14 protein-coding genes are annotated in these 12,956 nt (G+C 27.4%); 1 reads left to right on the top strand and 13 read right to left on the bottom strand.

Annotation, left to right across the window (positions count from 1 at the left end; translation table 11 throughout):
• On the top strand, window positions 1-720 hold a 720-nt coding region (locus E6A48_RS04970; protein WP_219708948.1), incomplete at its 5' end, for an aminotransferase class I/II-fold pyridoxal phosphate-dependent enzyme.
• Here the strand turns inward: E6A48_RS04970 and atpG are convergent.
• The 13 genes from atpG to E6A48_RS04905 all read right to left on the bottom strand — a co-directional run.
• Window positions 713-1,594, bottom strand: coding sequence for an ATP synthase F1 subunit gamma (gene atpG, locus E6A48_RS04965; protein WP_219708947.1), 882 nt, complete (start codon window positions 1,592-1,594; stop codon window positions 713-715). The two genes, E6A48_RS04970 and atpG, sit on opposite strands and share 8 nt — an antisense overlap.
• A gap of 15 nt (window positions 1,595-1,609) precedes the next feature.
• On the bottom strand, window positions 1,610-2,449 hold the full coding sequence (locus E6A48_RS04960) for a beta-1,6-N-acetylglucosaminyltransferase (protein WP_219708945.1): 840 nt from the start codon (window positions 2,447-2,449) through the stop codon (window positions 1,610-1,612).
• A gap of 2 nt (window positions 2,450-2,451) precedes the next feature.
• Window positions 2,452-3,951 carry a F0F1 ATP synthase subunit alpha gene (gene atpA / locus E6A48_RS04955; RefSeq protein ID WP_219708944.1) on the bottom strand — a complete coding sequence of 500 codons (1,500 nt, stop codon included), beginning with the start codon at window positions 3,949-3,951 and terminating at the stop codon, window positions 2,452-2,454.
• A 53-nt stretch (window positions 3,952-4,004) separates the two neighbouring features.
• Window positions 4,005-4,631, bottom strand: a complete 627-nt coding sequence (atpH, locus tag E6A48_RS04950) for an ATP synthase F1 subunit delta (RefSeq protein ID WP_219708942.1) — start codon at window positions 4,629-4,631, stop codon at window positions 4,005-4,007.
• A 25-nt stretch (window positions 4,632-4,656) separates the two neighbouring features.
• Window positions 4,657-5,193 (bottom strand): ATP synthase F1 subunit delta, encoded by a 537-nt coding sequence (atpH, locus tag E6A48_RS04945; protein WP_219708940.1) that lies wholly within the window; start codon window positions 5,191-5,193, stop codon window positions 4,657-4,659.
• A gap of 40 nt (window positions 5,194-5,233) precedes the next feature.
• Window positions 5,234-5,734 (bottom strand): F0F1 ATP synthase subunit B, encoded by a 501-nt coding sequence (gene atpF, locus E6A48_RS04940; protein WP_013243521.1) that lies wholly within the window; start codon window positions 5,732-5,734, stop codon window positions 5,234-5,236.
• Between the two features lie 48 nt (window positions 5,735-5,782).
• A complete protein-coding gene (gene atpE / locus E6A48_RS04935) occupies window positions 5,783-6,004 on the bottom strand; it encodes an ATP synthase F0 subunit C (protein ID WP_013243520.1) in 222 nt (73 codons plus the stop codon).
• A gap of 42 nt (window positions 6,005-6,046) precedes the next feature.
• Window positions 6,047-6,919 (bottom strand): F0F1 ATP synthase subunit A, encoded by an 873-nt coding sequence (gene atpB, locus E6A48_RS04930; RefSeq protein ID WP_407928823.1) that lies wholly within the window; start codon window positions 6,917-6,919, stop codon window positions 6,047-6,049.
• A 117-nt stretch (window positions 6,920-7,036) separates the two neighbouring features.
• Window positions 7,037-7,372, bottom strand: coding sequence for an STAS domain-containing protein (locus tag E6A48_RS04925; RefSeq protein ID WP_219708938.1), 336 nt, complete (start codon window positions 7,370-7,372; stop codon window positions 7,037-7,039).
• Window positions 7,373-7,539: 167 nt separating this feature from the next.
• The gene (locus tag E6A48_RS04920) at window positions 7,540-9,081 is read right to left on the bottom strand and encodes a bifunctional metallophosphatase/5'-nucleotidase (RefSeq protein WP_219708936.1); all 1,542 of its coding nucleotides are present in this window, start codon (window positions 9,079-9,081) and stop codon (window positions 7,540-7,542) included.
• 60 nt (window positions 9,082-9,141) lie between these two features.
• Window positions 9,142-11,034: a tetratricopeptide repeat protein gene (locus tag E6A48_RS04915; RefSeq protein WP_219708934.1), complete on the bottom strand. Its 1,893-nt coding sequence runs from the start codon at window positions 11,032-11,034 to the stop codon at window positions 9,142-9,144.
• Window positions 11,006-11,530, bottom strand: coding sequence for a transcription antitermination factor NusB (gene nusB, locus E6A48_RS04910; protein WP_219708932.1), 525 nt, complete (start codon window positions 11,528-11,530; stop codon window positions 11,006-11,008). The genes E6A48_RS04915 and nusB overlap by 29 nt, the downstream gene beginning before the upstream one ends.
• Before the next feature lie 126 nt (window positions 11,531-11,656).
• Window positions 11,657-12,956 (bottom strand): hypothetical protein (locus tag E6A48_RS04905; RefSeq protein ID WP_219708930.1); only part of this gene is annotated, 1,300 nt, incomplete at its 5' end.

Here is a 12,956-nt window from a genome sequence, read left to right as displayed (position 1 = left end):
CCTTATAGGGATTTGTATAAAAAGATTTTAGAATATTCAAAAATTAGTTATGATACTATTAAAATAAAAGAAGATTATAATATAGATTTAGAGAGTTTTAATAATATAGATAAAAGCATTATAATAACAAGCAACCCAAATGCAGAAACAGGGCTTTTTGTAGAGAATATAGAAAATTATATAAATAATAATAACATATATATAATAGATGAGTCCTATATAAGTTTTGCTTGGAATAGTGCTTTAAGATTAATAGATAAATATGACAATTTAGTAATAATATCATCAATAGCTCATTCTCATTCACTTTCAGCACTTAATATAAACTTTTTAATATCAAATAAAACTAATATAGAAAAGTTTTCTTGTATAAGACAAAAGTACGGCATAAATAAATTATCAGAAAAAATAGCAATATCTTCAATTAATGATAAAGATACTTCTATAAAAAATATAAGCTCTATAATATTAGAAAGAGATAAAATGGAGAGTTTATTAAGCAAGGAAGGTTTTTTGGTGCTACCATCAAAAGCTAATTTCCTTCTTATAAAGCACCCAAATAAAAGCTCTAAGTATATATATGATGAGCTTAAAAAGAGCAGTATATTTGTAAAAAGCTACGATGAAAGTAATATCTTAAAAGATTTTTTAAGAGTTACCATATCAGACAGCAAAACAAATAATATATTGCTAAAAATTTTATCTAATATAATTAATTAATAGCCTCAGAACCGCCTATAATATCAAGAAGTTCATTAGTAATATGTTCTTGTCTAGCTCTGTTAGCTTTATTTTTCAAGTCTTCTATTAGTCTTTCAGCATTATCAGTAGCATTTCTCATAGCAATAGCCCTCTCAGCATTCTCTGACAAAAAAGAGCTAGTAATCATAAAGTAAAAATAAGTTTTTATAGCTAATGGAACAACTTCTTTTAATACATCATCAATATTAGGCTCTATCAAATAATCAATCTGTTTTTTTGCTTTTCTTCCCTCAATATCCTCTTCATCTGGAATCATAGGAATTAAGCTTTTAATTTTAGGTATATGCACCACTCTTGTATAATATCTTGTATATATAACTTCTACCCTCGAAGCATTGTCTACAACATAATCATGCATGAAACGCTGTACAACAGTAGCACAATCATCAAAAGTAGATTCTTCATCTATACGGGGATATTTACGAGATATTGGTATGTTTTGTTTTTCAAAGTATACTTCGCCTTTTTTACCCAACACATGAAGCTCAACAGTTCTACCATGTCTGTAATGGTGTCTAATTCTCTCCATTGCTTCATCTAATATTTTAGTATTATAAGAACCGCATAATCCTCTGCTTGATGTTATTACAAATAATATAATGTTTTTTATTGTCTTTTTAGGAGAGAGTAGAGGATGCAAATGGTCCATATCAGAATGTGAAAGTTCTTCTACTATTCTGTTTAACTTTTGTGTATAAGGTCTCATTCCTTGTTCTACTGTAAGTATTTTAGCAGTTTTTGAACGAGCTATCATATCCATAGTTTTAGTAATTTTATGTGTGCTTGTTACAGCTTTAATTCTTGCTTTTAATACATTAAGTTTCTCTGCCATAATTAAAACTCCAAATTAATTAGAATTTTCTAAATCTTTATATAATTTATCTATTATATCATTATCAATATTCTCATCAAATTTACGTGAGAATATATTGTTGTTAATATTGTTTTTTATATCATCATAATCTTTAATTGTAAAATTTATAGGTGTTCCAACGCCCCATATAAGATACCTTAAACAATCATTTATACAATTATCTTTAAACTCGCTATTAAGAAGTATAGACTGAAAATAAAACTCATCACTTCCCCAAGTATAATTAAATCTCTTAAGAAAATTAGGATTTTGTTTTGTATAATCTAATATATATTTAATAGCATTATTAGTTAAGTTCCACCACTGAGAACCATAATAAATATTTTCTGGAGTAGTGCGTTTTATAAGAGGAAAATTAGATAATAGTTCTCTTATATTTCTATGGAAAATTAGTCTATATAGTTTTCCAAAATTATATGAATTTAATCTAAAAGACATTTCTTTATACATAGCTTCACTATTATTAATGCTTTCGTATGATATATATTCTTTATTTTTGTTTGCATCAAAGAAGTTAATAATCTCTTTATTTGTTTTTAGAGGCACATCTTGACCGCTAATAAATATGTATCTATCATAGTTGTTTTTATAAGCTTCTTTTATTAAAAATAGGGTAGCTATAACTAAACTTACACCGCCATGATAAGTTTTAATTTTTTTATAAACATTTACATTATCAAAGCTTTTAATATTTAATTTGTTTCTTTTATCTATATGCACATACAAATCAAAATCAGTTTTAAGATGATTAATTAATCTCATTATCTGATTATGATTCTTATGTGCTAAGATTAAAATACAATTTTTATTCATTATTAGAATTTAGCCTTAAACTCTTCTATTACGCTGCTAAGTTCATCAATATTTTCAATATCTTTTTTCTCTTTTATGCTGTCTAATATATACTGCTTATCAGCTTTCATATATTGAAGAAGTCTCCATTCAAACTCAGGAACTCTTTCTAATTCCACATTATCTAAAAAGCCCTTTGTAGCAGCAAATAATATAACAACTTGCTCTTCCATAGGTATTGGGCTATATTGTTTTTGTTTAAGAAGCTCAACCATTTTAGCACCTCTGTCTAATTGAGCCAAAGTAGCCTTATCAAGACCTATACCAAGCTGAGAGAAAGCCTCAAGAGATCTATATGATGCTAAGTCAAGCCTCAAAGTACCAGCAACTTTTTTCATAGCCTTAGTTTGAGCATTACCTCCAACACGAGAAACCGATATACCAACATCTATAGCAGGACGAACACCGCTCATAAATAAACTAGGAAGCAAATATATCTGTCCGTCTGTAATTGATATTACGTTTGTAGGAATGTATGCAGATACTTCATTGTCCTGAGTTTCAATGATAGGCAAGGCAGTTAAAGAACCTCCTCCTAATTCATCGCTAAGTTTTGAAGCTCTTTCCAATAATCTTGAATGCAAATAAAATACATCACCAGGAAAAGCTTCCCTTCCAGGAGGTCTTCTAAGAAGAAGTGATATTTGTCTATATGCATTAGCCTGCTTAGATAAGTCATCGTATATTATGAGAGTGTCTTTTTTCTCCTCATACATAAAATATTCTGCCATCGCACAACCAGCATAAGGAGCAATGTATAAAAGCGGAGCAGAATCTGAAGCAGTAGCAGCTACTACTATAGTATAATCTAAAGCACCATGCTGTCTTAAAGTTTCAACGACACCCGCAACAGTAGAAGCCTTTTGACCTATAGCTACATATACACATATAACACCAGTATCTTTTTGATTGATAATTGTATCAAGAGCAATAGATGTTTTACCAGTGCTTCTGTCTCCAATAATAAGCTGTCTTTGTCCTCTTCCTATAGGAGTCATAGAGTCTATTGCCTTTATACCAGTTTGAAGCGGTTGTTTTACAGCCTGCCTATCTGCAATTCCTGGAGCAGGGTATTCAATCACTCTTCTTTTACTTGTATTAATATCACCTTTTCCATCTAAAGGCACTCCCAAAGGATTAACAACTCTTCCTAAAAGCTCTTCTCCAACAGGAACTTCTAATATTCTTTTTAATCTGCTAACCTTACTTCCTTCTTTGATGCCGACATAATCACCTAAAACAATAGCACCAATAGTTTCTTCTTCCAAGTTAAAAGCTATCCCTATAGCACCGCATTCAAATTTAATCATCTCATTAGCCATAATATGCGGAAGTCCAACTATTCTTGCTATACCGTCACCAACCTCTACTACTACACCCACCTCATTAGGAGCAAAATCTGCTTTGTAGTTTTTTATTTCCTCTTTAAGTAAAGCAGCAATTTCATTAGCTTTTATATTCATAAAATCTTTCCTTAAAAATTATTCGCAAAAATTATTCTGCAATTATTTTTCAATTATTCTGCAAGAAGAGAATCTTTTACATTATTTAAAAGCCTCTTCATACTATAATCATATATAATATCTTCTATCTCTACTATAATACCGCCTATAATAGATTCATTAATATCAATATAAAAATGAACATTCTTATTAACTAGTTTTATAATATCTCTCTTCAATTCTTCAATGCCTTCCAACTCTTTGGCAATAGTAATTCTCACAGAGAGTATATCATAAAACTCATTACATAAGTTTTCATATTCTACTATTATAGCAGGTAAAATATTAAATAAATCCTTTTCAACTAATATAGATAATAAATTAAGAGCCTCCTGAGATATTTTATTCTCATATACTCTCCTAATAACATCAACCCTTACATTTCCATCTATAAAATTTGAAGTAAAGAAAGAAAAAGTATCTTTATCTTCAAATAAAGATGAATAGATAACATCAAAATCTTTTTTAATAATATCTATCTTTTTTAATTCATTAGCTGCATCAAACATAGCCTTAGCATAGTTTTTAGCACTTGCCTCGTTTTTTACTATACGCTTAAATCTAGCGGTTTTTTCTTTCTGAACCTCATTGAATATTTCAGTTTTTAAATTTGTAAAAATCTCAGCAGTTATAGGATTCATATTTTCCTCTATAAACTAATAATTATTAAACAAATCTATTTTTCATCATATTTATCTGATTCTTTATACTATAATCATAAACTGTGTCGCCAATATTAACTATTATACCGCCAATTAAACTATCATCTATCTCTATAGTATATTCTATTTTTTTATCAGAAAATGATTTTATAGTATCTATTATTTTTTTTATAGTATCTTCATTTATGCTGCAAGAAGCTATAATTTTTACCCTCACAGTATTATTATATTCATCAAGCATTTTACCATAAATATCTACTATATTTGATAATTCATCTATAAGCTCATTTTCTATTAGTAAATTAATAAAAGAAAAAATCTCTTTAGAAAATATTGATTTTAATTTCTTTTCTACAAGTTTTGTTTTTTCTCTTTTATCTATTTTTTTATCATCAAAATATTTTTTTATTTCCTCATCTTCAAATAATTTAGAGCATTCTTTAAGTTCTTTATATATTTCATTTATTAAACCAGCATCTTTAGCTATGTTAAATATAGCACTAGCAGCCGGTGTTAATAATTTCTCTTCATTACTATTCATATTTTAATAAAGCCCTATCTTTAATAGAGATACATATTTTTTATTTATTGTTATCTTTCTCAAAATTATTTACAAACTCATTTATCAAAGCCTGATTATCATTTTTATCTATATTTCTTTTTAATATAGTTTCAGCCATAACCACAGCAATATCAACAGCCTGTTTTCTTACATTTCCCATAGCTTCATCTTTAGCTCTGTCAATTTCAGAGAGTATTTTGTTTCTATGAGATTCAGCCTCTTCACGAGCATTGCCAATAATTTTATCTCTAACCCTATTAGCCTCAATCCTAGCATTTTCTATTATAGAACTAGCCTCTGCCTTAGCATTATCAATCTGCTCTCTATATGCAGCCAAAGATTTCTTAGCATTTTCCCTAGTTTTTTCTGCCTCTTCCAAGTCCTCTTGTATCTTATCTGCACGTGCATTTAAACCTTTAAGAATTATCTTCCAAGTAGAAGCTCCAAGCACAGCAAGAACTAGTAAAAATGTAATCCAAGTCCATATAATAATACCCGGATCTATCTTTAAAAGTGCCATAGGTATTTACCCCCATTTATCTTTTATTATAATCAGTATTATTAAATGTTATTTGGTAAACAAAGCTAAAATACATATAACTAAAGCAAATAAACCAACACCTTCTATTAAAGCAGCAGAAATAAGCATAGCTGTTTGTATTTTACCAGAAGCCTCAGGTTGTCTAGCAATACCTTCAACTGCTCTTGAACCTATAAAACCTATACCCAAACCAACTCCAATAGCTGCAAGTCCTGCTCCTATAGTAGCTCCTATTATAGCAAATTCCATTTTTTTACTCCTTTTTATTAAAAAATATAATTTAATTTATAATTAATGCTCATCGCTAATGGCAATCTGTATATAAACCGCCGATAACAATGAGAATATATAAGCTTGTAAAACAGCAACAAACATCTCAAGTACATATATAAAACTTAAAAATAATACCGCAAAAGGCGATACCAATAAACTTCCAGACATGATGATAAGATAAGGTATAACTATCATCATTATGTGTCCGCCTGTGATGTTGGCAAACAAACGAATAGTTAAAGCAAATGCTCTATTAAACAAAGTGATAAACTCTAAAACCCATATTATAGGTATTAAAGGTATTGGAAGCCCTTTTGGTACTAATTTTACCCAGTATTTTATTATTCCTTTCTTTCTTATTCCTGCAAATATATAAACAATAAATACTAATAAAGCAACAGCACCAGTAAAACCAATATTAGCTCCTAAACCGCCTGCCAAATAAGCATAATGTCCGTCTTCTGTAGGAAGTTTTATTAGGGCAGGTAAAAGACCTAAAAGATTTGAAAATAATACGAATAAAAATACAGTTAAGCAGAAAGGTACATATTTTTTGCCTTCTTCACCCAAAGCTGCCCCTATAACATCTTTATTCATATAGTCTATTATAATTTCCAATAGATTTTGTAAATATGTCGGCTTATTAAATGGTCTTTTTAATTTATGAGCCAAATATTTCATGCTAAGTATTGATAAAATACCTGCTATTGTTACCAAAATAATATGTTTTGTTATTTTAAAGTCGAAATCTATATAATGTCCTAATTTTATAGGGATAGAGAAGAAAGGGTGTTCTGTGTTATCTCCAATCTCTTCCATAATATAGTCATTAATACTTTCAGCAGCAAACACTTCAGCATTTGAAAAAACACTGAAACAAATTAAAAACATTATAAAAACATTTCTAATAAAAATTAATCTATTCATAACTTCTTTTCTTTACTATAATTTTATAAATATAATTTGATATTAATTGTATAACTATTAAATAAAAAATCAAGAATTATTTTACAACTTTTCTATAGCATCTGATACTGTCATAAAAATAGGAAAGAAGCTTATTATTTTAGTTAATTCAAAAACTTTTCTTACATTTTCTGTGATTTTTACTATACCTATTTTACCATTTACCCTTTTAAAAGAGCCTATTGCAAATACAAAAACTCCTATTCCGCTGCTGTCTATATAATATACATCTTCCATATCTATAATTATTCTTTTTGCTCCGAAGTCTATTTGAGAGTTTATAGCATCTTTTAAATCTGAAGAAGTATAAACATCAATATCTCCCACTAATTTTATTACAGAAGTATTATTTTCTAATTCTTCAATAGTTATTTCCATTATAAAACTCCAATAAAAATTATAAAAACTATATAAATAATTATATATATAAAAATTAACATATATGCCAATTTTTTACAACAATATTTTAAAAGCACTCTATAAAAAATAAAGAGCCTGCTTTATAAAAAACAGACTCTCTTAAAAAAATTAAATACTAAATTATTTTATTCAAATATTACTCTAGGATTATTATCTATATAGCTTTCTGGTATATTGTTAAGCTCTTTAATTTTTGCTATCATAGCATCACGCATATCATTACCAGTCATAACTATGTTTTTACCCTTTTCTCCTATAGCTTTTCCTTCACTGTCTTGATAACCGTCTCCTCCCAAAAATACAAAACTAGATAAAGCAACAGTATAGTCTTTTGTTTCATCAATATTTTCACCATTTAAAGCAGCAGATAATAATTCTCCATTAGCATTATATTTTACTTCCATTCCTCTAGATAACTGTAGAAAAGCACCAGCACCTCTCTTTTGTCCTGATATTTTAAGCATTTCTAAAATATCTTTTCCTGTTAATGTTACTAATACAACCTCATTATCAAATGGGAAAAACTCATTTTGAATATTACCCAATGTTATATCGCCTTTTTTTAATGGAGTTCTAAGCCCTCCAGAGTTCATTAATACCATATCCAAATTATCATAAGAATCTAACACCAAATCACAAGCAAAGTTTCCTATAGCCATAGAATTAGACCTTATTCCGTCATGAACAAGTTCTACAGGCAAAGTTCCTATTCTTACATTAAACTCTTTATCCACAGTGCCTTTCATCTCATCAATAAATGCAAGCATATTGGCATCTTGTTTTATAGTGCTGTCCATAGGTATGAGTTTATAATTAAAGTTTTCTATTTTTCCGCTATTTACAGATAAATCTATTTGCCCTAAATATCTTCCATAATATCCAGCCTGTACTATAGGTGTGCCGTTTACAATATCTTCTTTCTCTAAAACAGTATGGCTATGTCCTCCAACTATTACATCAAAAGTTTTAGGGAAAGCTTCTGCTATTTTTTTATCGCCCTCATAACCTACATGGCTTAAAAGTATTGTGATATCATTTGTTGTATTAAGAGGTGTGGATTTTAAGAAACTTTTTAATGAATCTATCTCTTTTTCAAATACTAAACCTTCAACATATTTAGGATTATAAACAGAATCTGTAGTTGTTATGCCTATAATTGCAACATTGAGTCCATTTACATTTGTAACCATATATGGCAAAGCATAATAACTATTGTCTTCTTTATTTTTGATATTTATAGATAGAGTAGGGAATTTTCTCTCTTTCATTATTGCTGTAAAATTGTCAAGTCCATAATCTACAAAATGGTTTCCAATAGCAGCAGCATCAACTCCTATCATATTCATAATATCAACTTCATCTCTTCCCATAAATACTGTAGAATAAACGCTTCCTGTAATGGTGTCTCCTGCATGAAGAATTAAAACATTATTATTAGTTTTTTCTACATCTTTGATATATGAAGCCCTTCTTGCAGCTCCATACATATAATTAGTTTCTGGAGGAGTTACTTCTTTATTAACTATCTTTTCTTCTTCATCTCTTCCATGTGTATCATTCATATGTATGATAGTTAATTCACCGCTGTTTGTGGACTTTTTTGCAGTATTATTGCATGATAATAAAGCAAAAAAAATCATTAGTAAAATAATGCTAATTTTTTTCATATATAAACTCCAATATTTTTATATATAAAAGTATATTTTACTAATGATTATTGTCAATTATTAATATAAATTATTTTTTTTGTTTAATACCTGTCTTAACCCCTCTTTCGCCTGATAGTCGCCTCCATTATAGCTTAAAGCATTTCTATAACTTTCTTCTGCATTATCCAATTCATTTAATCTAAAATAACATTTACCTAAAGCCAAATTTATATCAAACATTTCTTTTTTGTTTTCTGCCATAGTTAAAGCCTCACTATAAGCATATATAGCATCATTATATTGAAGTCTTCTGTAACAATAATTTCCATAAAGCATATAATTTTCTACTTTAGGAGACATTTCTACAAGCTGTCTGTAATATGAGCTAGCTTCATTATATGAACGAATCTCTTCCATCATAGTAGCCAATGTTTTCCAAGCTGTTTCTCTTATAAAAGTATTATTATTTTCATCATTAGCCGCTACTAATAGAGATTCATTTGCTTTTTTGTATTCTCTGTTTCTATAATATAACATTCCTGCTCTATATAAGCTTTCTCTGTCATTAGGATATTTTGATAATGTGTAATTATAATAATTTAAAGCTTCATTATAATTACCTATACTTTCATAATATATAGCCAAAGTTCTACTAGGAAAAGCATTTCCTATTGATTCTTTTATTGAGTTTTCAAGTAATTTAATTCCTCTGTCTGAGTTTCCATAATACAATTCTAATTCACCTAATCTTGGTTTGAATATTGCATTATTTGTTTCTATTGTGTATATCTCTTTATAATATTTTAATGAAGTAGTAAAAGCCTTTTGTCTATAAGTAATATCTCCAAGTCTTTCTAATGCTGTTTTATATAAATCATCTTTTTTATCTAACATAATTATTTTTTTATAATTATCTTCGGCTTCATCTAATCTGTTTCCTTTATAGTATGCATTTGCAAGTAGTCCTATAGCCTCATAAGCATTTGTATAATTTTTTATTTTTGATAATTTGTAATAATACTTTATAGCCTTATCATAATCATTTTCTTCTTCATATAAATTACCCAAAGCTATAATTGTATTAATATCATTAGGATTTTGATATAATATCTGCTCATAAACCTTTTTAATAGAGTCATAATCTTCAACTTGTTCATATACTTTTACTAATCTCTTTACAGATTCTACTTGTGTTTTGGAATTAGCTAAACTTTTTAAATACATTTCTATGGCACTGTCAGTATCTCCAGCTATAACATATATATCGCCAAGCACATTAGCAGCCATATCAGCATATTCATTATTGCTTTTTCTCACTAATTTACTTAAAGTATCATAAGCTAAACTTTGCATTCCTTCGTTTAGGGCTATTATACCAACATTAAACATAGCCTCATCATTTTCTTCAAGTTTAAGTACCCTTTCATAATACCCCTTAGCTAAACGCGGTAAATCCCTATCCATATAAAATTTACCAATAGTAAGCAGAGTAGGCACATAGTTTGAATTAATAGACAATGCCTCTTCAAATGTTACCAAAGCATCATCATACATCTCCATATTTAAATATGTTATTCCTATATTATGCTTCAACTCTTCATCAAAATATAAAGAATTGCTAACCGAACTAAATATTCTTAAAGCTTCCTCATAATTTTCTGTATCATTATATATCTTGCCTAATAAAATATTAGCTTCATATTCTTTTTTTGGGTCTATAGTTGTTGCTATTTCTTTTTTTAATATTGATTTGGCTTTATTGTAATCTTTTTTTCTGTAGTATTCTTGTGCTAAGGTATATTCATCTACTATTCTTGGGTTTAATTTTATTTTGCCTTGATTAATAGCTACATTTAAAGATATTATAGATATTAAGCCCAATGCTCCTATAGATAATATAAATACAAAGATTCGTATACTTTGAAGTTTTTTTTCAGTTTTTTTATTGTATATCTTCTTCTTGTATTGCATCTAAAATCCCATTAACAAATTTATAAGAATCTTTATCACCAAATATTTTAGCTATTTCTACAGCCTCATCTATTATTACAGACTTTGGTATATCTTTTAAATATATAAGTGAATATATAGACATTCTTATTATAGACTTATCTACATATTGTATTCTTGAAATGTTCCAGTTTTTAGAATATTTTTCTATAATGCTGTCGATTTTTTGTAAATTTTTTATAGTTCCTTCAACAAGCTCTTTAGTAAAACTATTGTTAGCAGTTTTTTTATCATCATATTCAAAATTAAATAATTCGTTTATATTTACCTTTTTTTCATTTATATCATATGAATACAAAGCCATAACAGCATATATTCTAGCCTGTCTTCTTGTTCCATATTTTGATAAATCTAAATCTTTTATTTTCTCTTTAGATTTTACAATTACTTTTTTCTTGATAGCTTTTTTAGGTGCTTCAGTATTTACTTCTTCGTTATTGTTTATTTCTTCAGACATACATATTCCAGCAAAAAATTAATTTTCTGTTATTATTTTCGGCAATGATATGCTTAAAAAATAATAGCAAATAATATTTTATTTATATATTAATGATAATAAATATTTATAAAAATTTGTTAATAATTAATTAAATTCTTTTTCTATTTTTTTTATTAAATCTTCTCTAACATTATTCCAATATTTATAATATGTTGTATCTCCGCCTAAAAAAGATGGTAAAAGTCCCATTATACCATCTTTATCTATTTTATCATCAGAATAATGTACTATTTGATAGGCTTTCTCCAAAGCTTCTTTTCTTTCTATATTGTTATTTTTAATATCTTCTTCAAGCTGTTTTGAGAATGTTTTCAAAAAATTATGTCTTTCTTTAGTTAGTACATTATCATTAATTTTTATACTATTCAATAAATCTGTACGATATTGTGTAGAACTCAAATTGCTATAATAATAATCCATTTCATATATTAAATCATTTACTATGTATATATAATTACTATAATCCATATTTTTTTTAAGTAAATCATCAAATTCTAGTTTTAAAGTATTTAATTTTTCTCTATAAGGAAGTTCAAATTTAAGCTGATCCAATTCAAGCTCTCGTCTATGACGCCTATTATTCCAATATTCATAATAGGTTTTAACATCATCTTTTTTTTCTTCAGAATAATGAACTATTGTAGGAATTGCTTTTTCAATTTCTTCTATAGTCATTGATGAATTTACCAAACTATGATCCAAATCAAGTAAATATTTATCACGTTTTATATCAAGTCTTTCTCTTAATTCGTCCATTCTTTGAATCATAAAATTTTTACCAATTTCATCAAAATAAATATCTTCTGTGTCGAATACAAATATATCTTTATCTTCATATAGATTTCTTTCTTCGCCTTTAGCAGCACCAACAAAATTTTTAAAGCCTTGACCTATTGAATTAGCTACTTCTCCAAGTGTAATACCTAAATTTTCAATGTCTTCTTTAATATCTGTGTTTTTTAGTTTATACCAAAAATTTTGATTTATTCCTAAAGTTTTATCAAATACAAAAATAAATTCTATATATAATAAATTATAATTATCAATATTCATTTCTTCATTTATTATAACTTCAAAATTATTTATTATATTCTCTAAAAGAGCTTGATATTCTGCTTGCCTAAAATTATTTAAATATTCTTTCTCACTTATTACATTAATATTTGGTATGCTTGAAATAGTGATATAAGCACCTATATAATTTGTTTTGCCTATTAAATAATTTATACGATTTTTAAATGAATTAGACACAGCATTTCCTATTATTTTGTTATAAGTTTGTGCATATTGAGGCAGATTTCTTATAGATTGATTATAAACAGGCACTAGGTTTCCTATTATATAAGAAAAATTAGTGTTATTCATTTCTAATTTATTTCTTTTT

This window comes from Brachyspira pilosicoli (assembly GCF_019402445.1).
Lineage (GTDB): Bacteria > Spirochaetota > Brachyspiria > Brachyspirales > Brachyspiraceae > Brachyspira > Brachyspira pilosicoli_B.
Note: the sequence above shows the minus strand (reverse complement) of the source record. Positions and strands in the feature narration are given on the sequence as shown.

Coding starts and splice junctions, on each gene's coding strand:
- E6A48_RS04915 (WP_219708934.1), bottom strand. CDS start 11,034: ATGCAATACAAGAAGAAGATATACAATAAAAAAACTGAAAAAAAACTT.
- nusB (WP_219708932.1), bottom strand. CDS start 11,530: ATGTCTGAAGAAATAAACAATAACGAAGAAGTAAATACTGAAGCACCT.
- atpH (WP_219708942.1), bottom strand. CDS start 4,631: ATGAATCCTATAACTGCTGAGATTTTTACAAATTTAAAAACTGAAATA.
- atpH (WP_219708940.1), bottom strand. CDS start 5,193: ATGAATAGTAATGAAGAGAAATTATTAACACCGGCTGCTAGTGCTATA.
- atpG (WP_219708947.1), bottom strand. CDS start 1,594: ATGGCAGAGAAACTTAATGTATTAAAAGCAAGAATTAAAGCTGTAACA.
- E6A48_RS04925 (WP_219708938.1), bottom strand. CDS start 7,372: ATGGAAATAACTATTGAAGAATTAGAAAATAATACTTCTGTAATAAAA.
- atpA (WP_219708944.1), bottom strand. CDS start 3,951: ATGAATATAAAAGCTAATGAAATTGCTGCTTTACTTAAAGAGGAAATA.
- E6A48_RS04920 (WP_219708936.1), bottom strand. CDS start 9,081: ATGAAAAAAATTAGCATTATTTTACTAATGATTTTTTTTGCTTTATTA.
- E6A48_RS04960 (WP_219708945.1), bottom strand. CDS start 2,449: ATGAATAAAAATTGTATTTTAATCTTAGCACATAAGAATCATAATCAG.
- atpB (WP_407928823.1), bottom strand. CDS start 6,919: ATGTTTTTAATTTGTTTCAGTGTTTTTTCAAATGCTGAAGTGTTTGCT.
- atpF (WP_013243521.1), bottom strand. CDS start 5,734: ATGGCACTTTTAAAGATAGATCCGGGTATTATTATATGGACTTGGATT.
- atpE (WP_013243520.1), bottom strand. CDS start 6,004: ATGGAATTTGCTATAATAGGAGCTACTATAGGAGCAGGACTTGCAGCT.